Here is a 22729-nt window from a genome sequence, read left to right on the forward strand (position 1 = left end):
TGTTTTTTGACAGACATAATGTTTTTAACACGCCGATATGGGCGGACCAGACTCCTAATATAATAAAATGAAGCGAAACATGAGCCTATCAACCAACACCAGCCAGACCCAGGCTTGGCTGGAAAGCCTGCGACCACGAACCCTGCCACTGGCCTTTGCCTCAATCGTTACCGGTTCAGCCCTTGCTGTCTGGCTCGATAGTTTTAAACCTGCCGTAGCACTCCTCGCCTTATTAACTGCTGGCCTGCTGCAAATTCTATCTAATCTGGCTAATGATTACGGTGATGCCATCAAGGGCAGTGATACTGAAGAGCGTATCGGGCCATTGCGCGGGATGCAAAAAGGGATGATTACCCGCCAGCAGATGAAAGTGGCGCTGATTGTCACCGTTATTCTGACGATTATTTCCGGTATCGCACTCATTGCTGTGGCCTGTGAAAAACCCAGCGATGTTTTAGGCTTTTTATTGCTTGGGTTAATGGCAATTGTGGCAGCTATTACCTATACCGTCGGTAGCAAACCCTATGGTTATATGGGGCTGGGTGATATTTCAGTACTGGTCTTCTTCGGCTGGCTGAGTGTCGCGGGGACTTACTATCTCCAGGCTGGGCACTTTGACACTATCGTGATGTTACCCGCCACGGCCTGCGGTTTACTGGCAACGGCGGTTTTGAATATTAATAATTTGCGCGATATTGAAAACGACGCAGCTAATGGTAAAAACACGTTGGCAGTGCGTTTGGGGCCGGTGGTCGCACGTTATTATCATGCCATATTAATCGCGGCAGCAATTTTGTGCCTGGCAATATTCACACTTCAGAATTTGCATAGCTGGGCCGGCTGGATCTTTATTCTAGCCGTTCCGTTACTGGTCAAACATGCGCTGTTTGTACTGCGTGAGCCTACTGCTGCGGGTATGCGCCCAATGCTTGAGCATATGGTTAAAGCCGCATTACTGACCAACGTTCTGTTTGCTGTCGGTCTGGTATTCAGTTAATCCCAGCGGTTTGTTCTTCAAACCTTCTCCGGGCCACACCCCATAAAGGCCAGCCCGGATAAATTTAACAATTGATGATTTTGCCAACAGCAGCCAGAAAGGGATATACTTAATCTCCCAGCCGCAACCAGACGTTAATCCTATGAAATATGATACTTCCGAACTCTGTGATACCTATCATGAAGAGGTAAATGTGGTAGAACCACTGTTCTCCAATTTTGGGGGGCGCACTTCATTTGGTGGCAAGATTACTACTGTAAAATGTTTCGAAGATAACGGCTTGTTGTTCGACCTGCTTGAAGAAAATGGTCTGGGCCGTGTTCTGGTCGTCGATGGCGGTGGCTCAGTGCGCCGTGCATTAATCGATGCTGAGTTAGCTGAATTAGCATTGAAAAACGAGTGGGAAGGCATTGTGGTTTACGGTGCTGTGCGTCAGGTAGACGATCTGGCGGAGTTAGATATCGGTATTCAGGCAATGGCTGCAATTCCGGTAGGTGCGGCAGATGAAGGCATTGGTGAGAGCGACATCCGTGTGAACTTTGGCGGTGTAACATTCTTCTCTGGTGACCACTTGTACGCAGATAACACTGGGATCATCTTGTCAGAAGAACCACTGGATATTGAATAATATCCCTCTGATTTTCATAAGAAAGGGCGATATTGATATCGCCCTTTTTGCTACTTCGTATTTGCAGTAGCTACGTGACAAGCCGCCTTCAACAACCGATTACGGTTGCGTTAAGCCAGCTAGCACTTAGACTTCTTCCATCTTTCCCAACAGTGCCCGCAGACGATCCTGCCAAACATGCTGCTCTTGTTTTAGTTGCTCATTTTCGCGCACTAAGGCTTCACGGCCACCAGCAGCATCCTGAACTTCTTGGGACAGGGTGTTATTCTTCTCTTTCAGCTCTTCAATTTCCATCTGTAGCAAAGTGATGGTATCAATCGCCTGCTGAACTTTAACTTCCAATTTCTCAAATACTTCAAATGACATTCTTCGGTCCCCTTATGGTAGCAAGGCGTACATCTTTTGGTCGCAGTCATCATTCTTAGCCGACGTCGCCGTATTAACTAAGTCACCGTATCTACTGAGCTGACACTCGGCAGATGAAACTGCTGTGAATACTTATCGCGCTATATATCCATCGAACTAGGTGTAACAAGCGCTATGTTCTAACGCGTTCCTTTGCAGAGGCAACGCAGCTTGATAAAAACGATGCTCTTGATAAACCGATTGTATGTAGCCAGCCCCCCCCTGTCTAGCGCCATACCGGTACAAACCACACTCTGTAGCAATTTCGTGTCAGTAACTATCAGCAAAAACCGAAAAACCGCTATGACCCATCCTGTAAAATTATACATGCCTTTAACAACTGATAGCGAAACCACTGGTCTGATCACACTTTCAAAGTCCCTTAACAGCCGTGAATAACGCGAAATCGCTCATTTTTATGACACACCACACACATTTTGATTTCGCTATTTCTCGTTTGTGCTCGTTAACGATAAATTTACATCACTCCCTTCGCGGTTCGAAGGGCAAAAATAAGAAATACCCTATAAATCTCTGTCTGTAGGACATCTACTATGAGCCAAACCGCTAGTTCGACGTTGAAGGGCCAGTGCATTGCGGAGTTTCTCGGTACCGGTCTGCTGATCTTTTTTGGTGTAGGCTGCGTTGCTGCATTGAAGTTGGCTGGAGCCAGTTTTGGGCAGTGGGAAATCAGTATCATTTGGGGCCTGGGTGTTGCCATGGCCATCTATTTGACAGCAGCAATCTCAGGTGCACATCTTAATCCGGCCGTAACCATTGCATTGTGGTTATTCGCTTGTTTCGATCGCCGTAAAGTTCTCCCTTACATTGTGGCGCAGGTTGCCGGCGCATTTTGCGCTGCCGCGTTAGTGTATGGCCTCTATTACAACCTGTTTGTCGATTTCGAACAAACGCACCAAGTGGTTCGCGGTAGCGCCGAGAGCCTGAATCTAGCCGGAATCTTCTCAACTTATCCAAATCCACATATTTCTGTGTTCCAGGCCTTCCTGGTTGAAACAGTGATTACTGCCATTCTGATGTGTCTGATTCTGGCACTGACCGATGATGGTAACGGTATTCCACGCGGCCCACTGGCTCCTCTACTGATTGGTATCTTGATTGCCGTTATCGGTGCATCTATGGGTCCATTGACTGGGTTTGCATTGAATCCAGCACGTGACTTTGGTCCAAAGGTATTCGCTTATCTGGCAGGTTGGGGCGAAATTGCCTTCACTGGCGGGCGTGATATTCCTTACTTCCTGGTCCCTATTTTCGGGCCTATCGTCGGTGCATTACTCGGTGCTTTCGGTTATCGCGCCCTGATTGGCCGCCATTTACCGTGCGATGTGTGCGTGGTTGATGATGAAGAAACCACGGTAACGACCACAGAACGTAAAGCATAAATAATAGATACTACCCAATAGATTTACGGCAACTTAAAAGTAGGCTAACTATGACAACTGAAAATACTACTCAAAAGAAATACATTGTCGCGCTTGATCAGGGAACCACCAGCTCCAGAGCCGTGGTGCTGGATCATGATGCCAATATCGTGAGTGTTTCTCAGCGCGAATTCACTCAAATTTACCCTAAAGCCGGTTGGGTTGAACATGACCCGATGGAAATCTGGGCGACGCAAAGCTCAACACTGGTTGAAGTACTGGCAAAAGCCGGTATCAGTTCTGACGAAATCGCCGGTATCGGTATTACCAACCAACGTGAAACCACCATTGTTTGGGATAAAGTAACTGGGAAACCAGTGTATAACGCCATTGTTTGGCAATGCCGTCGTACTGCTGATATCTGCGAAAAACTGAAAAAAGAAGGGCTGGAAGAGTACATCCGTTACAACACCGGCCTGGTGGTCGACCCTTACTTCTCCGGCACCAAAGTGAAATGGATCCTTGATAACGTCGAGGGTGCCCGTGAGCGCGCTGAACGCGGTGAGTTACTGTTTGGTACGGTGGATACCTGGCTGGTATGGAACATGACCCAAGGCCGCGTACACGTTACGGATTACACAAACGCATCACGTACCATGATGTTTAATATCCGTACCAAAGAGTGGGATGACCGTATGCTGAAAGCGCTGAATATTCCGCGCGCTATGCTGCCTGAAGTCCGTCCATCCTCAGAAGTTTACGGCCAGACCAACATTGGTGGTAAAGGCGGGACCCGTATTCCAATCGCAGGGATCGCGGGTGACCAGCAAGCGGCCTTGTTCGGTCAGCTTTGTGTACAACCCGGCATGGCTAAAAATACCTACGGAACCGGCTGTTTCTTGTTGATGAATACCGGTACAGAAGCCGTTCAGTCTACTCATGGCCTGCTGACTACTATTGCCTGCGGCCCACGAGGTGAAGTTAACTATGCACTGGAAGGCGCGGTATTTATTGGCGGCGCATCTATCCAGTGGCTGCGTGATGAGCTAAAACTGATCAGTGATGCTACCGACTCCGAATATTTCGCCACTAAAGTGAAAGACAGCAACGGCGTATACGTAGTGCCAGCGTTCACCGGCCTCGGTGCACCTTATTGGGACCCGTATGCCCGAGGTGCGATTTTCGGCCTGACACGTGGGGTTAACAGTAACCACATTATCCGTGCAACCCTTGAATCGATTGCTTACCAGACGCGTGATGTACTGGATGCGATGCAGGCAGATGCCGGCGAACGTCTGAAATCACTGCGTGTGGACGGTGGTGCGGTGGCGAATAACTTCCTGATGCAGTTCCAGGCCGATATTCTGGGTACCCGCGTTGAACGCCCAGCGGTTCGTGAAAGTACCGCTCTCGGTGCTGCGTTCCTGGCAGGTCTTGCGACTGGCTTCTGGAGTGATCTGGATGAAGTGAAAAGCAAGGCAACGATTGAGCGCGAATTCCGCCCAGGGATTGAAACCACTGAACGTGATGTTCGCTACCGTGGCTGGAAGAAAGCCGTGGCGCGTGCCCAGGCATGGGAAGAGCACGAAGAGTAACGGCCCGCTTGTTTTACACTGTTTTTTGTAAACCAAAGGCGCCATCATTCCTGATGGTGCCTTTTTATTGTGAAAAATCTCATCCCGCCAAAAGACACCCCTACGGCTTTACTTCGCAAAGATGGTAGAATTCCTGCTTACATCCTTCTTCTATTACCCTAAATAATTCGAGTTGCAGAAAGGTGGCAAGCGAGAAAAGCCCCAAGAGCTTACATTAAGTAGGTGACTGGGATGAAAAATCTGCTTGCAGCGGTCTCGCCTTGTGAGGCCCATTGACGAGCCAAGTAACGAGCGTAGCCAACGCACATGCAGCTTGAAGTATGACGGGGATACAGGTCTAACCATGAAACGTGAACTAGCCATCGAGTTTTCCCGTGTCACCGAAGCTGCCGCGCTGGCAGGCTATAAGTGGCTGGGCCGGGGCGATAAGAATGCCGCCGACGGCGCTGCCGTACGGGCCATGCGTATTATGCTCAATCAAGTCAATATTGATGGGCAGATTGTTATCGGTGAAGGTGAAATCGATGAAGCACCGATGCTTTTTATCGGTGAAAACGTGGGGACCGGTCAAGGTGATGCGGTTGATATTGCGGTTGACCCGATTGAAGGCACCCGTATGACCGCCATGGGCCAGGCAAATGCGCTGGCGGTGCTGGCGGTGGGAGATAAAGGGACATTTTTACATGCCCCGGATATGTACATGGAAAAGCTGGTAGTTGGACCAGGAGCCAAAGGGGCTATCGACCTTAACCTACCGCTGGAACAAAACCTGCGCAATATCGCCATCAAGCTCAATAAACCCTTGAGTGATTTAACTGTTATCACACTGGCTAAACCACGCCATGACGGTATCATCGCTGAAATGCAGCAACTTGGGGTGAAAGTGTTTGCCATTCCAGATGGCGACGTGGCAGCGTCCATTTTGACCTGCATGCCAGAAAGCGAAGTCGATGTGATGTACTGCATCGGTGGTGCGCCTGAAGGTGTCATTTCTGCTGCGGTGATCCGTGCACTGGATGGCGATATGCAAGGCCGCTTGTTGCCACGCCATCAAGTTAAGGGCGATAACGAAGATAACCGCCGTATGGGTGAACAAGAATTGATTCGTTGCAAATCCATGGGTATTGAAGCAGGTAAAGTGCTGTTATTGGGGGATATGGCCCGTAATGACAATGTGATTTTCTCTGCAACCGGTATTACCAAAGGCGACTTGCTGGAAGGGATTTATCGTAAAGGCAACATGGCGACCACTGAGACACTGCTGATCCGGGGTAAATCCCGCACTATCCGCCGTATCCGTTCGACCCATTTCCTTGATCGCAAAGACTCAGCATTACACGAGTTCTTGCTGTAAACCGCCCCGTGAATCTTTTTCGTCCTCTTTGAGCAAAAAATAAAACGGGTACCGCATTAAATCAGTACCCGTTTTTATCTGCCGACTTAAGCATGATGCTCTTGTGGTTGCATCCGATGAGATAACGGCCACCAACACAGCAAAATCAGAATTGCCATGGCAAACATCAGTAGCCCCAAACTAAATTGCCCGGTTTGTGGCAGCATAGCTGACAACCAGGTAGCCAATCCTGATCCCATATTCTGCAATCCCCCCACTAATGCCCCTGCCGCACCGGCCAGGTATGGAAACGGCTCCATGGCACCGGTAGTTGCCAGTGGGAACAGCATTCCGGCGCCAAAGAAGAACAACGCTGCCGGTATCAGCAGTGTCCAGATATTCATGATGCCGAACCAACCAGGGATCCACATCATCAACCCGGCCAGCAGGCAACTGATAACCGAATGCCACATCAGGCTGTGAAAGGTTTTACCTTCGCGCCCGGCATACCATGCACCGAAAAATGCGGCTGGGATCGGCAAAATAAACAGAATACTGACCATCATACCGCTCAGCCCCAGCACCCCCCCCATCAACACGCCGGCACTGGCTTCAAATACGGCAATCCCGGCCAACGCTCCAATCAACATGATTAAATAGCAGCTAAAGGCCCGGTCAGAGAGTAACAGGCGGAAGCTGGCCAACATTCGCCGCTTTTCAGTTTGCTGTGGCCGAGTCTCCGGCAACCAGCGGAACATACAAAACGCCACACCACCACACAGAAATAGCAAGAACGCATAGCAAGCGCGCCAGCCAAATAGACTGGCCAGCACTCCACCGATAACCGGTGCCATTAAAGGGCTGACTAAAATACCCATATTTAACATACTGTTGGCGTAGCGTAGCGCCGTACCGGCATATAAATCCCGTGGCATGGTGCGTGCCATCACACCTGCAACTCCCGTCCCCATCCCCTGCAAAGCGCTGGCAGCAACCAACATGGTCAGGCTATCCGCCAGCCAAGCCCCAAGCGCCCCCAACATGAATATCATCATACCAACCAGAATCACCGGCCGGCGACCAACCCGGTCTGATAGCGGGCCATAAATCAATTGTGAAAAACCATAGGTCAATAGATACGCTGCCATCACGCGCTGCACCACTCCGGTGCGAACCGATAAATCACGGGCGATATCCGAGATAACCGGCACATAAATGGTTTGCGCCATCTGACCAACGGCAACCAGGAGGATCAACATAACCAGCAGGTGGAAATTTTCTATTTTTCTCATTGTCTTAACTAGTCTATTAGCCGGACTACGTGCCACATTGATATTGAAAAAGTGACACACCTCACTATTGGCGCATAAGCTAACAAATCTAGAAATTTTAGCGAGCCAGCACGACATATTGCCAAATAGCCAACTGGCAGATAAAAACACCATGGCCGTAAAGTAAACTGTCCAGATGAACCTTGATGGAGAAGAGATGTGTTTAAATATTGGAAAATAATTATACGATAAGCCTGTTTTTTGAACAGAACAGATCGTTATATTAGGGTGCTCCAGCGCAGTAAAGCATTTATGCGGCAATCGTGAATAATGGCATAACCTAAAAGCAATACATGGAGAGAGATAATTTAAAAGCGGTAATCATTGACGCTAAATAAATCTGTTGCGTATCGATAGTGGTTAAATAATGTTCTAAACGTACAATAATTTCCGTTTCCTGAGCGGACCTCAAAATTAGCAATTGTATTAATAGAGTTCTGAATAAAAATGTGACTAAAAAATACTATAAAGACCCCACAAAATAGTCTATACCAATTAATATCCCCCCGGTATCATTCAGCGAGTTTTATATTTACTGATACACTTTGTTTTTTATTAAATTATTTTTCATACAATAACATCATATTATGAGTAACAGGATTTAAAATCACCGGTTGAATAAGCCAAATCATCAATATAAGATTTATTTGCACCACTCATGGCTAATAAAGTCGATGGGTGAAATCTCAACCTAAAGAGGTGATATATGTCTAACTGGAATGATATAGCAAGTATATATAAATTAAGTATTTATATTTCCAATGGTGAGAAATCGACTTCTATCTATGCCAATGGTAATAATCAAATACCCGTAGATATAATTATTGAAGCTAGAGATAAAAAAAATAACCCAGTATTTTTATCCAGCGATGAAATATACGACCATATTAATCTCGTCGATTATAAAAATACGCCTATTCCCAGCAGGATATTAACCAAATCAAAAGTGGCTAGGGAATATGTTTATCCTGTTCTCAAGCAAATATCACGAGACAATCCCGGTAACCCTTGTCACTTCTATTTATCTGTTCCTAAAGTTTCAGAGTCCCCACTCAAAGTATATGTTCAGGTTTTCATTAACGATCCCAATACTGAGACCAAAATAGAGTATACAACGGCACAAATAAACAATAATAACAATGCAATACCTGACTATATATCAATGAGAATTCTCCCGGCGAGAATATTCACTGATAATGATTTGGACATTTTGACTAAACAAGAAAACCGTGTTGACGGCTATAACAGTATCTTGAGAAAGTATTACGTCCGATTTAAATCGACAGATAATACCATTACCCATGATGCTTTATGTGATCAGAGATACTGGTTCTATTATAGACAGCAAGGCAACTATAAAGGCTGTTCTACCTCAACTGATAGCTCAATTGATATTAGCTCAGCTAACTATACTGCCAAATTTCAAGTGTCGAACTCCTGGACCATTAGCGTTACCTCGAAAAATCATGAGGAACGCGGTATCTGTTTCTGGTCTTATCGCCTATGGTACGGTGCGCTATGGTCTTATAACGATTGGTCTAAATCTCTGCATTTCTTCTTACATGACCAATACGGTAACAGAGCTGATATTGACGTAAAATCTAATGGCGACCAGGACATATCCTTCCATGTCTTGGCTTAGTTCACCTTGCATTCATCCCATTGCTTAACCGTGATTTATTATTAAAAGTAGTTTCAGTTTTACCGACTGGGCTACTTTCATTTCAATATTAAAAAAACTCAATGGAGGTCATTTATATGACTCAAGTGGCTAACTATTTCACTCAGAGTGGTAATTTCATCAGTGCAGCCTTAGGCGGCGTTGACCCGAGAACCGGTTTATATTCATTTTCTTTTCCTATTGCCAGTGTGGTGGCTAATAACAATTTAGGGCCGGAAATAGATGTATCACTACATTATAATATGTTTGATAATAATAACATTGGCCTTGGCATGGGGTTTTCATTTTCTTTCTCACAGTATGATGCACTAAATAAAGTTTTGTATTTATCAACAGGTGATAAATACCATATTTATGAAAGTGCTAACGGCGTAGAAATTGAGCAAAAAAAATTAAGCTCTTTTAAATTCGAGCGTAATAATGATAACTATATTATTACTTATAAATCAGGTGTGGTCGAAATATTAGAAGGCAGGAATTCAGGTCAAAATATTAAAAATGTTATTTCAGTAATTTCTCCGTTAGGGCATGAAGTTCATTTTAACTGGATATTTAAAGGTTTCAAGCGTCTAGCCAGCATCCGAGATGCCAATAGAGAATTACTTAAAATAAATTACGACGATGCGATATTCCCTGAAATTACTATTTTTTCAGGGACGCAGGAACAGCGCACGCTACAATTTCAGTTGTTCAACAAACGATTGCAAAAAATAACCTTAGTTGATAATAAGTATCAATGGGTTATGGCCTATACTGGCGAGGGTTATATTGAACAGGTGACTTATCCATCCGGCTTAATTGAAAACGTTGATTACCAAAATAACTTGATGCGCTTTCCTGAGAATGCCGTGCCCGCGTTGCCTGCCGCCGTCAGACACACTATCACCCCCGGAACTGGGCAGCAAAAGTTGGTCACCCTCTACGAATATACCAACACGAACTATTTAGGCTTTGCCAGTGGCGTGAATTTCTTACCAAATAGCGATAATGCTTATCGGATCCTGACGGATTACCAATATGGATCAACGGAAACTCAACTCGGTGATAAGCACAATATTGTTATTACCCGTAGATACAATAATTTCCATCTGATTACGCGGGAAAGCACCCAACAGGGCAGCTGTTCATGTACCGTAGAAACTGAGTATTATGCCAAAAAAGGCATCCCTTTTGGCCAACAGCCCGCACAATTTCAGCTCCCCAAACAAACCACAACGACGTTTCTTGATACCAGCAAACCAGCAACCGAACAACGCCGCGTTGAAATAACGAAAACTGAATTTGATCTCTGGGGCAACCCAACGAAGGAAGAAAATCCTGATGGTTCGGTGGTAGTGACCCGTTGGTACGCCAACCAGGGGGAGGAAAACTGCCCAGCGGAACCCAATGGTTTTGTGCGATTTATGAAACAACAAAAACTCATCCCTGCCGAATCCGCTTATACCACGCCAATCCGGACCTGCCGTTTTACCTACCAAAGACTCGGCAATACTCCGTATGTGGTGCAAGAGAAGAAATTCTTTTATCGCGACGACCAGTTGTTGTCGCAACAGAACCTAATGTCAATAAGTGACGCTAATGACGCCGAGTTTGGGCGAATTATTGCCATTAACGAGGACATGTATGAGCTGTCAGATAGCGGCAAGCAATTCACCAGCACTCAGCGTTTTACAACTCAAATACAAAGTGGTTTATTAACTCAAATAGCAAAATTTATCGGCTCTGACGGTGTAACCAGTACGGTAACTCACACTCGCTCCGCTTATACTGGGCTGTTGTATGCAAAAACCGATGCTCAAGGTATTACTATGCATTATCAATACGATGAAATGGGCCGTCTTACCTCCAGAGTTACCTGCCCTGGCACTCGCTATGAAAATACGACCCGTTGGGACTACCTGATCGATGGCGAAGGGAAGCTTTCCACTACTGAAACAGATGCCGCAGGTAATAAGCTTCGCACCTATTTTGATGGTCTGGGTCGCACATTACGCCAACAGCAGTCGAATGCGGGAGAGACACCTTCTTGGTATGAAATTCAGTCTTATAGCTATAACCTGTTAAATGAAATCACCGCAGAGAAAAGCAGTGATTGGTGGATAGCGAAAAATCAGCGGCCTGAACAATATGCCATTAACTCGGCTCATACTTATGATAATTGGGGGGAAATAACTAAAGCCGCTGGCAGCGACGGCATTACGCGTTGGCAAGTGAATGACCCTATTCAGCTTACCCAAACTCTCCACCAGAGTGGTAACAACAATAACCGTGAGATCGACAGTGGTAGCAGCAAAATTCAATACGATATCAATCTACGCCCTCTGAGCACGACCCGTATTGACACTGCCGGAAAGCCACAGGGAGTGTGCCACTATGCTTACGATGGACTGGGCCGCTTATGCCGAGAAGAAGATGAACTTGGGCATGTCACTTTACATACCTATGATGCTTACGACCGGCTAGTCAGCCAAACTACAGCAGACGGCAGCATAGTAACCCGCACCTACCCCGGCTATTTAAAGGGCAATTGTGTAGCCTCACTCACCCTTACGGGTAAGAATTCAGCAGGAAAAACCCAGCATTGGCTACTAGGTACTCAGAATTTTGATAGCCTGGGGCGGCTGATCGAAAGCTCCAGCTGTGGCCGAACTACGTCCTATCGCTATCAGGAAGCATCACCCGTTCCGTTCAGTATCATCACCCCTGAGAAGGAAGTGATTAATCTATCTTACATTCCCGAACTGAATAATTCGGTGCAATCTCTCAACGCAAACGGTGTCACCCAAGAGTTTAGCTATGACCCTATTAGTGGCCGGCAGTTGGACGCCAAAGAAACTGACAGTGTCGATACTCAATTTTCCTGGCACCCTTCCGGCAGTTTGAAAACCGAAACAGTGATCCATCACCAAGATTCCCCCCGTGCCAGTCATTATCGCTGGACGCTGCGTGGTAGCAACACCACTTTTACCGATATCACCGGCGCACAAACCCGCTATAACCGAAATACTGACGGCAGAATAATTGAAGTTGCGGATGATGATCTGAATGCACGGCTAAGTTATAACCCGTTAGGCTACCTTGCCAGCTTGCTGATTACCGATGGAACAACGCAGAACAGCCTGAAAACTCAGCTAGCTCACGATGATTTTGGCCGGGAAACATCCCGTAAGGTGACTGATAGCAAAGGCATAGAAATCATCATATTACAAACATGGCTGGCAAACGATCAGTTGGCTACTCGTATCACCAAACACAATAATATCACCATTCACACTGAAAATTACGGCTATGATAAACGTAATCGTTTGGTCAGCTATGTCGCGACCGGAAGCAACCTGTCACCCGCGCCTAATGGCATGATGTTATCTGCACAACGCTACGCTTATGATGCTCTGAATAATCTGACCCACCTGGAAACCACTTTCTCCGATGGCACTACCGACAGTGTAGTGTACCGATATCTCAATGATGACGATCCCACACAATTAACCTCAATAACTCATACGCATCCTAATTATCCCGCCAGTATTACCCTCGACTATGATGCCAATGGGCGCATGATTAAAGATGAATCGGGCCGCACGCTCACCTACGACGTAACCGGTCGTCTTATTGGCATAAACGGAGAGAATATCGCAGGCGGTAGCTACAGTTACGATGCACTGAACCGACTGGTGGCCCAGAACGTCAGTGATGGCGATAAGCGAGTGTTGTATTACCAAGGAAATGAGTTAGTCAACGAAGTCATAACATATCAGGCAAGTAATAATCGATTGATTAAACTGGGTCATGCCTGTCTGGGGGTAAAAGAGCTCAGCCATCTTACCCTGACGGCCACCGATAACCATGATAATTTGCTCTGGTCACGAGAGGTAGCTAACAGCAGCGGTACTCTCAACACTTGGTCACCCTACGGCTATGGCTACACGCCTTCCCCGTTACCGGGGTTTAATGGCGAACGCCTCGATCCGGTTAGTGGAAGCTACCATTTAGGTAACGGTTATCGTGCCTACAACCCTTTACTAATGCGATTCAACTGCCCGGATAGCCTCAGCCCGTTTGGCGCTGGCGGCATTAATCCATATGCTTACTGCGCAGGAGATCCTATTAATCGCCTAGATCCAAGCGGTCACCTGAGCGGAAGCGCCATTGCTGGGATCGTGTTGGGCTCTCTGGGATTATTGGCAGCTATATTTAGCGCCGGTGCATCAATAATTGCCGCTGGCAGCGTGATGACAGCAATCAGCTCAGCTTCAGCAATATCACTGGTGGTTGGCTCGATGGGCGTTGCTTCAGATGTAATATCTATTGTGAGCAACGCTATTTCCGATAGTAATCCCGAAGCATCCTCAGTATTGGGATGGATATCACTGGGAACAGGGATTTCCGGGCTGGCAGGAGGCGTGGGCCGTGGCGTTTATAAAGGTATCTCCCGCGCCACATCGGGGCTGAGAACACGAACTGCTAATATTCTGGAAAAAGGCTTATCAGGCCGTGGTAGCCCAGTTGCGGCCAGAACATGGGCTTCTGAAGATCTGATGACGTTTTATCGCGGTGACGATCGTTCACCGGAGGCCATCAGAAAAGCGGGTGGATTCTACCCCAGAAGCGGTGATTCCTCGAAAGACGTGCTTACGCGATTTAAAAAAGCCTTTAGTGAAGACGCCGCTGGGCATTCCCAGGCGCATGTACGTCAAGGCAATCCTGATTATATTTCCTTTGGTACCGATCTCGATTCAGGCGGCTATGCTGACACCCGCAGCTATTTTTATGAAGTTAAAATTCCAGGCATGCGTCAGCAAAACATTACCGCTGAGGTGATCGGCACTCAATCGGTTAGAACCGGCCCCAAAGTCAGTGCGCCGCGATTGCTGCTTGACGGTCATTCGGTGGATACGTCTAATTTTGTTGCCATGTTACCAGCACGTACCGTCGAGGCCACTTTCGTAACACCAGTACCGATACAATTCATTAGCCGTTATCGAATGAAAGGTGGTAGTTGGATGAGTTTTTGACCTGAGATAGTAATATGATGCCCCTATCAATTTGGATGAAACGGCAGTTCCTGCAAGACAAGGGGGACGCGATGATAATACCAGTAGAAATCATAGCCCAGTGTCATTTTCAGAATGATGACAGAGGTCCAAGGACGAAAGGCATAACATTTTATCGATAATGTTTTTCAACCAAATGCTCTAAAATATCGCCATCGCTTTAGGCATCACTTCAGATAAGTATATGATGGGAAAGAATTATGGCTGAATGGGTTAGTGGCAAAATTACTCACATCGAACACTGGACCGACTCGTTGTTCAGTATTCGGGTCAATGCGCCAATTGACTCCTTTACCGCCGGTCAATTTGCCAAGCTGGCATTAGATATCAACGGCGAGCGGGTACAGCGGGCTTATTCTTACGTTAATGCGCCAAGTGACGACAATCTGGAGTTTTATTTGGTCACAGTACCGGAAGGCAAACTCAGCCCACGGCTGGACCAGTTGCCCGTAGGCGGTGAAGTGATGGTTACCAAGCAAGCGGCGGGCTTCTTTGTGCTAGAAGAGATCCCCGATTGCGATACCTTGTGGATGTTAGCCACCGGCACCGCGATCGGCCCCTATCTGTCAATTTTACAGGAAGGGCGTGATTTAGAACGCTTCAAAAATCTGGTGTTGGTCCATGCGGCACGTTTCGCCCGTGATCTCAGCTACCTGCCACTGATGCAACAACTTGAACAGCGCTACAACGGCAAGTTACGTATCCAAACAGTGGTGAGCCGTGAAGAGTCCCACGGTTCATTGACCGGCAGAGTTCCGGCCTTGATTGAGAATGGCTCACTGGAAGCCGCTGTCGGCCTGAAAATTGACGCGCATGACAGCCATGTAATGCTATGCGGTAACCCGCAAATGGTACGAGACACCCAGCAATTGCTGAAAGAACAGCGTGAGATGCGTAAACATTTACGCCGCAAACCGGGGCATATGACCAGCGAGCAATATTGGTAATAGACAGTATCGTCAAAGCTAACTAACTGATAATAAAGGGCCACATGGCCCTTTTGGCTTTATCAAACCCTATTCACTGTGGTGTTTTATCAGCCAGAAACTTCACCGGTACCGCTTCTGGGCCAAAACGATTGTCACCCTCGGTACCGAGAAATGCGCCACAATCAATAAACATCATGACAATAATTAGTGTGGGAATAAACCGCCCAACACCCCATTGCCAGATGGGCGCTAGCATCTGCCAGTTACCGGCCATCAGCATCCAGGCCAGTACCACCAAAAATGCCCACCAACCGGCTTTATTACGGTCATGAAGCCGTTTAACCACCACTGCCGCCGTTGGCCACAGCAAAAAAACAATCGCAAAAGCCGCAGTCTGAATGGGTAACCAATCCTTACCTGCCAGCGTAAAAACAACCAGCATCGCCAACAGCCACAAACCAATCCAGATCCAAAAGTCCCGCCGCCCGATACGGCCTTTAAACGAGAAACACCACTGCTGTATTGTCATCAATGAACCGATCCATTTACCTGATATAATTTACAGTTGATATATACTCAATAGAGTACCCCAATGCCGCAACTAACCTATAATCTTTGCAGTGAATTTTGACAATCACACTCAATTACCGCTTTAATCCCCTACACACACTTCTAACGACGGCATAAGTCATGAGAAAAGAGAGAGTCGCGATACTGGCAATACTGCTGCTAATAGCAACAGTTAGCCGCGCTCATGCCGACCCCGCAGACGACAGCGGTCAGCCAACGGAAGAGGCTCAGCCGACCGCGCCTTATCTACTTTCTGGCGCGCCAACTTTTGATTTAACACTGGTCAAATTTCGTGAAAGCTATAACCGCACGAATCCAACACTGCCTCTCAGTGAGTTTCATGCGATTACAGTAAAAGATGATCTGCCCCCACTGACTCGGGCTGCCAGTAAGATTAATGAGAATCTCTATGCTTCAACCGCACTGGAAAAAGGTACCGGTAAGATTAAGACCTTACAAATTACCTATTTGCCGATAAAAGGGAGTGAAGAGAAAGCGGCCCGACTAGTGGCTGTCAATTATATGGCAGCCCTGATGCGCCAGTTTGAGCCCACACTCACGCTCCAGCAAAGTCTTGATAATGTGCAGCAACTGCTGACACAAGGTAAAGGTTCGCCTTTCTATGCCCATCCGGTTGGCGCAATTCGCTATGTGGTAGCGGATAACGGCGAAAAAGGGCTAACTTTCGCTGTTGAACCGATTAAGCTGTCACTATCTGAAGCATAGTCTTGCCGCAATTAATGACGAAAAGCAAAGCCATTGCCACTAATCATCTCTATACTGTTGGACAGGTAAACTGCCTGTCGGGCAGTCATTATTATTGACCCTCGCGTCCCCTTGTTGGAGGAAGAAACATGCGTCATCCATTAGTTATGGGTAACTGGAAGCTGAACGGTAGCACTAACATGGTCAAAGAGCTTATCGCTGGCCTGCGTACAGAACTGAGCACCGTTGACGGTTGTGGTGTTGCTATTGCCCCACCGACTATCTATCTGAATCAAGCTAAGCACGAGTTGGCAGGTAGCCGCATCGCTCTGGGTGCACAGAATGTTGATGTGAACCTGTCTGGTGCATTTACCGGTGAAACCTCTGCTGACATGCTGAAAGATATCGGTGCGCAATACATCATCATCGGTCACTCTGAGCGCCGTACTTATCACAACGAAAGTGATGAATTCATCGCCAAGAAATTTGGTGTATTGAAAGAAGCCGGTCTGATCCCCGTTTTATGTATTGGTGAATCCGAAGCAGAAAACGAAGCGGGCCAAACTGAAGCAGTCTGCGCCAAACAACTGGATGCCGTGCTGACTACTTTGGGCGTAAAAGCGTTCGAAGGCGCAGTCATTGCTTATGAACCAATTTGGGCAATCGGTACTGGCAAATCAGCCACTCCGGCACAGGCTCAGGCAGTTCATAAATTCATCCGTGACCATATCGCGAAACAAGATGCCGCGGTTGCAGCACAAGTTATCATTCAGTACGGCGGTTCTGTTAACGACAAAAACGCAGCAGAGCTGTTCACCCAGCCTGATATCGATGGCGCACTGGTTGGCGGTGCATCACTGAAAGCGGATGCTTTCGCGGTTATCGTGAAAGCAGCAGCGAAAGCTAAAAAAGCCTAATTCAGGTTCTAAGTTACTGATTAAGCTGGGGCAGATGATGCTCCGGCTTTTTTATTAAAATTTTCATGAAACTCTTTTTTATATAAATCAATTCCGTCAGTGCCAATTGGGCCAAGAAATTTGCTTATCTCCGCGCTTTTTCCTGCAATATTATTAAGGTGACATTCAACATAAGTCTTTTTCTGCGCATCAAAAAAATGAATAATATTACTGCCTTTAAATTTAATCACATTACAGGCATGCCCTTGTGTCGCCCCCGGTAACATGCGCAACATAGCTGGCCGATGAATCACAAGGACACCATTTAACTCGTCAGTGGGTTGATATTGCTGTAGCTGAGTCAACAGTTCATCAACAGACTTAGCACTCTTATCTAGCAACCCCATATTCCCTTTGACATCCCCACCTCTCAGTTCGGGTATTGCAAGATAAACCGTATTCTTCTCAAATGTTTCAGCCACGGCGGTGGCACAAGAAGCACAGTTAGTTTGCCCAAAACCATGAATGCCGAAGTATGCCAGCAAAGCAGCGAGTGGTCGTAGTAACAGAGGCGGCTTACCCTTACTATTGCCTATATTTAACAAATAGCCTGTTAGATAATTCTCTTTGGTACCAAAAATGGAGTAGTTACTGGGCTTAATGCCAAAGGAGGCTTTCTCATTTGTTATGGCTAATGTTGGTGGTGTATAGCTCTCAGTGATAACTGCTGAAGCGGCATCCCATTCATCAGGTTCACATATAATTGACACGTTACTATACAGTGATTCAGTACTCCCACCCCTCGATAATGCCCTCAATGGCGGACTTAATGGGTCCAAACCTGGATTATCTATCAAGCTCGTACTTGAAACGCCACGAATGCTCATAATTCTCTCCGCATAATTTGCCACATTTATTAGACCAAATAACTCAATAGCGCATTTAACACGTGCTGGCGAATTACGCGGTTTTTATCTGTAAGAAAGAGATGAATTGTGAAAATAATCAGAGGGTTAAAATGGTTAATAAAACAAAGCGCCCGCAAGCATTAACCTACGGGCGCTGAGTCTACTACGGCTATAAAAATGTTATTATTTTATCGTTTACTTATTTCATCAAACACGCCACCAGTGGCGAAATGTGTCTGCTGTGCTTTGGTCCAGCCACCGAACACTTCATCGATAGTAAACAACTTCAATTTCGGGAACTCGTTGGCGAATTTAGCCGCCACTGCCGGATCCCGTGGCCGATAGTAATTCTTGGCAGCAATAGTCTGGCCTTCTGGCGAATAGAGGTATTTTAAGTAAGCATCCGCCACTTCCCGGGTACCACGCTTATCAACCACTTTATCCACTACAGATACCGTCGGTTCAGCTAAAATAGAGACACTTGGCGTGATGATATCAAACTTGTCTTTACCTACTTCATTCACCGCCAGCAGAGCTTCGTTCTCCCAGGCAATCAGCACATCGCCAATACCGCGTTCAACAAAGGTATTCGTGGCACCACGCGCGCCGGAGTCCAACACTTCCACATTCTTATACAGCGTTTTAACGAATTCCTGCGCTTTAGCCTGATCATTATTGTTGTGTTCTAACGCATAACCCCATGCCGCCAGATAGTTCCAACGCGCGCCACCCGAGGTTTTCGGATTAGGTGTAATGACCGAAATTCCTGGTTTCACTAAATCTGACCAGTCATGAATCTGTTTCGGGTTCCCTTTACGCACCAAGAACACGATAGTTGAGGTATACGGCGCAGAGTTATCAGGCAGGCGCTTAATCCAGTTTTTATCAATACGACCACGCTCAGCAATAGCATCGACATCATATGCCAGTGCTAATGTCACCACATCAGCTTCAATACCATTAATAACCGAGGTCGCCTGCTTACCGGAACCGCCATGTGATTGACGCACCGTCACCTTATCACCGGTTTGCTGTTGCCAATGCTTACTGAATGCCTGGTTATATTCCTGATAGAATTCACGTGTCGGATCATATGACACATTCAGTAGTTGGATATCTTTTGCCATGGCACCTGATGCCAGCAGCAGTAATGACAGACCTACACCCCATTTACGCATTGACCCGCTCCCATAAATATTGTTATTAATTAAATAGTTATTAACCTATACCCTAAATAATTCAAGTAGCAGGAAGGCGGCAAGGGAGATAATCCCGATGAGCTTACATAAGTAAGTGATTAGGGTTATTGAGTGTAGCCAACACATACGCAGCTTGAAGTATGACGGGTATAAATTGTAATCAACTAAATTGGTTGACCTGATACTGAGCGTGCCAGAAACTTCCCGCGCAATTAAAGAATAAAAAAGTTTTGATTATATCAATACGAAATATACAGGCAGCACGACCAATAAATATCAAGCAATCGACACACCGGTGGTCTGAGAAATAGCAGGCATAAATGCAAAAAGCCCCCGGCATGCGGAGGCTTTTATATTGGATAGCAGACTGTTTTAGAACAGTTTTTTAGCTGTGTCGTACCAATCTTCTTTAAATTTACTTTTCTTGTTCTCTGGCGCGATACAAACAGAGATAAGTTCATGCACCATTTTCTCGTTTTGTACGCCAACGCAGAAACCACCTTGCGTATAGTCGTGGTCTTCCAACAACAAGTCGACGGCATAAGCACCCATACGGGAAGCCAGAATGCGGTCATAGGCTACTGGTGCACCACCACGCTGAATGTGGCCTAATACGGTGCCACGGGTTTCACGGCCGGTTTCTTTCTCGATATATTTAGCCAATTCGTCGATATCATCCAGTTTTTCAGTAATAGCAACGATAGCGTGCTTTTTACCTTTCGCGATGCCAGCTTTGATTTCATCAACCAAATCATCACGTTTGAATTCGACTTCAGGAATAGCAATAAACTCACAACCACCAGCAATGGCAGCCGCCAAAGTCAGGTCACCACAATAACGACCCATCACTTCAACGATAGAGATACGTTGGTGTGAAGAGGAGGTATCACGCAGACGGTCAATCGCTTCAACCACGGTCCCCAGTGCGGTGAAGAAACCGATGGTATAGTCAGTACCGGCCACATCGTTATCGATGGTGCCCGGTAAACCTACACAGTGGATACCACCCTCTTTGGTCAGCAAGTCTGCACCGGCATAAGAACCGTCACCACCGATAACCACCAGGCCATCGATACCCCGGTCTTGCATGTTCTTCAGGGCCACTTTACGTTTTTCTGGATCACGGAACTCAGGAAAACGTGCAGAACCCAGGAAGGTACCACCACGGTTAATCATATCGGACACGCTATAGCGGTCCAGTTTTCTCATGCGATTTTCATACAAGCCCAGGTAGCCATCTTCAATACCGTAAACTTCTAATCCTGCTGACAAAGCGGCACGAACAACCCCACGAATGGCTGCGTTCATACCTGGCGCGTCACCGCCGCTTGTTAGTACACCGATTTTTTTGACCATGACTACCTCTAAACTTGTAGATGCGATTTTTAAAATTCTTTATTTGCTAATTTTGTCTTGCACAAGAGACCCGTACAGAAAACCAGCTTTATGAGATTAATATCGGATATTATAGCAAAAACACCAAGCTGAATTGATTCAAGTCATGCCATCTGGCGGTATTTTCTTCAACACTGAACCATAATGTAACCACAGTTTACCTGTCGTTAATGAAGAAATTATAACTCCCAATGCGCATGGCGCTCTTTCGGCACCACAGAGCAGGGATCTTGATGGATAAGTACATCGGCACCGGGGAATCGGTGCAACAGTGCGCGTTCAACTTCCTCAGCTAAGATATGTGCTTCCATCAATGGCATCATATCTTCCATTTCAAGATGAAGTTGAATAAACCGTGTTGGCCCCGATTGGCGGGTACGCAGGTCATGAGCACCAATCACGCCCGGCCATGACATCACAATATCAATAATCTGCTGGCGCTCGTCATCAGGCAATGCCCTGTCCAGCAAGGCTTGAACCGCTTCATATCCCATACGTAACGCACTATAGAGAATATAAACACCAATACCCAATGCAAACAACGCATCAGCCCAGTGAAAACCATACCAACTTAATGCCAATGCAATAAGAATAGCACCATTCATCATGACGTCAGATTGATAGTGCAACATGTCGGCGCGAATGGCCTGGCTGTGGGTTTTTCGTATCACCCACCGCTGAAAAGTGACTAATATCAATGTACTGAATAATGCAATTAAGGTGACCCAGATACCTATACCTGGATCTTGCACTGGTTGCGGTGACGCCAAATGCTGAAAACCCGTCAGGAACAGGAATAACGCCGAGCCGGAAATAAACATGCTTTGTGCCAGTGCGGCCAGTGACTCAGCCTTGCCATGACCAAAAGTGTGCTCTTCATCGGCGGGTTGCAGAGAGTAACGCACCACAAAAAGGTTTGTCAGAGAAGCGGCCAGATCCACCAGAGAGTCAACCAACGCCGCCAACAAACTTACCGAACCGGTATGCCACCAGGCAAAAATTTTAATAATCAGTAAGGTTGATGCCAGCCCTGTCGCACTGAGCGCGGCAGCTTTAACCAAACGCGCATATTGCGGATCCATAACTTATCCTAAATGATATTTTAGAATTATGAGTATACGGAAATGGAATAAAAAAAGCCCTCCATCATGGAGGGCGAAAGACAGGGATGGTGTCTATGGCAAGGAAAACAGGGTATTACAGGGTACTACTTACTTCTGGGCAGAAGAGGGTTGTGCTGCTGGCGCCTGCTGCATTTTCTCAATGCGCTGCTGGTGCTTTTGGTTCAAGACAGCTTTTTGCTCTGGAGTGAGCAAGTTAAACATTTGGTTACGAACTTTGGCCATTTCGACCTGACGTTCAATCTGGTCCTTGGACATTTTCTCAGCCTGCGCTCTTACCGCAGCTTCATCGAATTTATCGGCGGTAATCAGCTTGTGCATTGCGTCTCTGTCCGCCATATCAAGGCGTGGCTGGCCTTGGCGAGACTGGCGCATCAGGTCACGCATTTGCTGACGCTGTTGTTCTGTCAGATTGACGCCGTCAAACATGTTATGGTGACCGCGACCATCTTTCTTGTTCATCATCGCACTATCACCGTGGCACCAGCTATCAGTGGCCCCGGTCTTATCGGCGGCGAAGGCGGCTTGAGAGCCTAGAACTAACATTGACGCCATGATTAACGTTGTTACTTTAGTTACTTTGCGCATTATTAACTCCTG

At 46.7% G+C, this 22729-nt stretch carries 18 protein-coding genes; 10 read left to right on the forward strand and 8 right to left on the reverse strand.

Going from position 1 to position 22729, the window contains the following annotated elements; genetic code table 11:
- Nucleotides 1-79: 79 nt before the first annotated feature.
- Nucleotides 80-997: a 1,4-dihydroxy-2-naphthoate polyprenyltransferase gene (locus tag Q2T72_RS21120; protein ID WP_083161776.1), complete on the forward strand. Its 918-nt coding sequence runs from the start codon at nt 80-82 to the stop codon at nt 995-997.
- Nucleotides 998-1139: 142 nt separating this feature from the next.
- Nucleotides 1140-1625: a ribonuclease E activity regulator RraA gene (rraA, locus tag Q2T72_RS21125; protein WP_083161774.1), complete on the forward strand. Its 486-nt coding sequence runs from the start codon at nt 1140-1142 to the stop codon at nt 1623-1625.
- A gap of 126 nt (nt 1626-1751) precedes the next feature.
- Here rraA and zapB read toward each other — a convergent pair whose 3' ends face one another.
- Nucleotides 1752-1991, reverse strand: a complete 240-nt coding sequence (gene zapB, locus Q2T72_RS21130) for a septal ring assembly protein ZapB (protein ID WP_004704796.1) — start codon at nt 1989-1991, stop codon at nt 1752-1754.
- Between the two features lie 593 nt (nt 1992-2584).
- Between zapB and Q2T72_RS21135 the strand changes: the two genes are divergently transcribed.
- From Q2T72_RS21135 to glpX, 3 genes are all read left to right on the forward strand, one after another.
- A complete protein-coding gene (locus Q2T72_RS21135) occupies nt 2585-3433 on the forward strand; it encodes an MIP/aquaporin family protein (protein ID WP_083161772.1) in 849 nt (282 codons plus the stop codon).
- Between the two features lie 50 nt (nt 3434-3483).
- Complete coding sequence (glpK, locus tag Q2T72_RS21140; protein WP_083161770.1) at nt 3484-5007, forward strand: glycerol kinase GlpK; 1524 nt, start codon at nt 3484-3486, stop codon at nt 5005-5007.
- Nucleotides 5008-5350: 343 nt separating this feature from the next.
- Nucleotides 5351-6361 (forward strand): class II fructose-bisphosphatase, encoded by a 1011-nt coding sequence (gene glpX, locus Q2T72_RS21145; RefSeq protein WP_083161768.1) that lies wholly within the window; start codon nt 5351-5353, stop codon nt 6359-6361.
- Between the two features lie 86 nt (nt 6362-6447).
- On the opposite strand, the gene emrD is transcribed toward glpX, so the two are convergent.
- Entirely contained in the window at nt 6448-7632 is a 1185-nt protein-coding gene (gene emrD / locus Q2T72_RS21150) for a multidrug efflux MFS transporter EmrD (RefSeq protein ID WP_372569780.1), read from the reverse strand.
- A gap of 745 nt (nt 7633-8377) precedes the next feature.
- Between emrD and Q2T72_RS21155 the strand changes: the two genes are divergently transcribed.
- The 3 genes from Q2T72_RS21155 to fpr all read left to right on the forward strand — a co-directional run bounded on the left by Q2T72_RS21155 (nt 8378) and on the right by fpr (nt 15353).
- On the forward strand, nt 8378-9313 hold the full coding sequence (locus Q2T72_RS21155) for a transferase (protein ID WP_102970508.1): 936 nt from the start codon (nt 8378-8380) through the stop codon (nt 9311-9313).
- 116 nt (nt 9314-9429) lie between these two features.
- Nucleotides 9430-14367: an RHS repeat-associated core domain-containing protein gene (locus Q2T72_RS21160; RefSeq protein ID WP_372569781.1), complete on the forward strand. Its 4938-nt coding sequence runs from the start codon at nt 9430-9432 to the stop codon at nt 14365-14367.
- Between the two features lie 239 nt (nt 14368-14606).
- Nucleotides 14607-15353: a ferredoxin--NADP(+) reductase gene (fpr, locus tag Q2T72_RS21165; protein WP_083161762.1), complete on the forward strand. Its 747-nt coding sequence runs from the start codon at nt 14607-14609 to the stop codon at nt 15351-15353.
- Nucleotides 15354-15426: 73 nt separating this feature from the next.
- Here fpr and Q2T72_RS21170 read toward each other — a convergent pair whose 3' ends face one another.
- Entirely contained in the window at nt 15427-15864 is a 438-nt protein-coding gene (locus Q2T72_RS21170) for a DUF805 domain-containing protein (RefSeq protein ID WP_372569782.1), read from the reverse strand.
- A 161-nt stretch (nt 15865-16025) separates the two neighbouring features.
- Between Q2T72_RS21170 and Q2T72_RS21175 the strand changes: the two genes are divergently transcribed.
- Together Q2T72_RS21175 and tpiA are read left to right on the forward strand one after the other, a co-directional pair.
- Nucleotides 16026-16631, forward strand: a complete 606-nt coding sequence (locus tag Q2T72_RS21175; RefSeq protein WP_102970506.1) for a DUF1454 family protein — start codon at nt 16026-16028, stop codon at nt 16629-16631.
- A 128-nt stretch (nt 16632-16759) separates the two neighbouring features.
- Nucleotides 16760-17527 carry a triose-phosphate isomerase gene (tpiA, locus tag Q2T72_RS21180; protein WP_083161756.1) on the forward strand — a complete coding sequence of 256 codons (768 nt, stop codon included), beginning with the start codon at nt 16760-16762 and terminating at the stop codon, nt 17525-17527.
- Between the two features lie 20 nt (nt 17528-17547).
- Here tpiA and Q2T72_RS21185 read toward each other — a convergent pair whose 3' ends face one another.
- From Q2T72_RS21185 to cpxP, 5 genes are all read right to left on the reverse strand, one after another.
- Nucleotides 17548-18393, reverse strand: a complete 846-nt coding sequence (locus Q2T72_RS21185; protein WP_372569783.1) for a hypothetical protein — start codon at nt 18391-18393, stop codon at nt 17548-17550.
- 209 nt (nt 18394-18602) lie between these two features.
- Complete coding sequence (locus Q2T72_RS21190; RefSeq protein ID WP_083161754.1) at nt 18603-19592, reverse strand: sulfate ABC transporter substrate-binding protein; 990 nt, start codon at nt 19590-19592, stop codon at nt 18603-18605.
- Nucleotides 19593-19985: 393 nt separating this feature from the next.
- Entirely contained in the window at nt 19986-20969 is a 984-nt protein-coding gene (gene pfkA, locus Q2T72_RS21195) for a 6-phosphofructokinase (protein WP_083161752.1), read from the reverse strand.
- Nucleotides 20970-21187: 218 nt separating this feature from the next.
- Nucleotides 21188-22090, reverse strand: coding sequence for a CDF family cation-efflux transporter FieF (fieF, locus tag Q2T72_RS21200; protein ID WP_083161750.1), 903 nt, complete (start codon nt 22088-22090; stop codon nt 21188-21190).
- A 129-nt stretch (nt 22091-22219) separates the two neighbouring features.
- Entirely contained in the window at nt 22220-22717 is a 498-nt protein-coding gene (cpxP, locus tag Q2T72_RS21205) for a cell-envelope stress modulator CpxP (protein ID WP_083161748.1), read from the reverse strand.
- Between the last annotated feature and the right edge of the window lie 12 nt (nt 22718-22729).

The organism is Yersinia sp. 2466 StPb PI, from assembly GCF_041538325.1.
Taxonomy (GTDB): domain Bacteria; phylum Pseudomonadota; class Gammaproteobacteria; order Enterobacterales; family Enterobacteriaceae; genus Yersinia; species Yersinia enterocolitica_E.

Coding starts and splice junctions, on each gene's coding strand:
- tpiA (WP_083161756.1), top strand. CDS start 16,760: ATGCGTCATCCATTAGTTATGGGTAACTGGAAGCTGAACGGTAGCACT.
- Q2T72_RS21190 (WP_083161754.1), bottom strand. CDS start 19,592: ATGCGTAAATGGGGTGTAGGTCTGTCATTACTGCTGCTGGCATCAGGT.
- pfkA (WP_083161752.1), bottom strand. CDS start 20,969: ATGGTCAAAAAAATCGGTGTACTAACAAGCGGCGGTGACGCGCCAGGT.
- glpX (WP_083161768.1), top strand. CDS start 5,351: ATGAAACGTGAACTAGCCATCGAGTTTTCCCGTGTCACCGAAGCTGCC.
- Q2T72_RS21135 (WP_083161772.1), top strand. CDS start 2,585: ATGAGCCAAACCGCTAGTTCGACGTTGAAGGGCCAGTGCATTGCGGAG.
- fpr (WP_083161762.1), top strand. CDS start 14,607: ATGGCTGAATGGGTTAGTGGCAAAATTACTCACATCGAACACTGGACC.
- rraA (WP_083161774.1), top strand. CDS start 1,140: ATGAAATATGATACTTCCGAACTCTGTGATACCTATCATGAAGAGGTA.
- Q2T72_RS21175 (WP_102970506.1), top strand. CDS start 16,026: ATGAGAAAAGAGAGAGTCGCGATACTGGCAATACTGCTGCTAATAGCA.
- Q2T72_RS21120 (WP_083161776.1), top strand. CDS start 80: ATGAGCCTATCAACCAACACCAGCCAGACCCAGGCTTGGCTGGAAAGC.
- zapB (WP_004704796.1), bottom strand. CDS start 1,991: ATGTCATTTGAAGTATTTGAGAAATTGGAAGTTAAAGTTCAGCAGGCG.
- glpK (WP_083161770.1), top strand. CDS start 3,484: ATGACAACTGAAAATACTACTCAAAAGAAATACATTGTCGCGCTTGAT.
- cpxP (WP_083161748.1), bottom strand. CDS start 22,717: ATGCGCAAAGTAACTAAAGTAACAACGTTAATCATGGCGTCAATGTTA.
- Q2T72_RS21170 (WP_372569782.1), bottom strand. CDS start 15,864: ATGACAATACAGCAGTGGTGTTTCTCGTTTAAAGGCCGTATCGGGCGG.
- Q2T72_RS21160 (WP_372569781.1), top strand. CDS start 9,430: ATGACTCAAGTGGCTAACTATTTCACTCAGAGTGGTAATTTCATCAGT.
- emrD (WP_372569780.1), bottom strand. CDS start 7,632: ATGAGAAAAATAGAAAATTTCCACCTGCTGGTTATGTTGATCCTCCTG.
- Q2T72_RS21155 (WP_102970508.1), top strand. CDS start 8,378: ATGTCTAACTGGAATGATATAGCAAGTATATATAAATTAAGTATTTAT.
- fieF (WP_083161750.1), bottom strand. CDS start 22,090: ATGGATCCGCAATATGCGCGTTTGGTTAAAGCTGCCGCGCTCAGTGCG.
- Q2T72_RS21185 (WP_372569783.1), bottom strand. CDS start 18,393: ATGAGCATTCGTGGCGTTTCAAGTACGAGCTTGATAGATAATCCAGGT.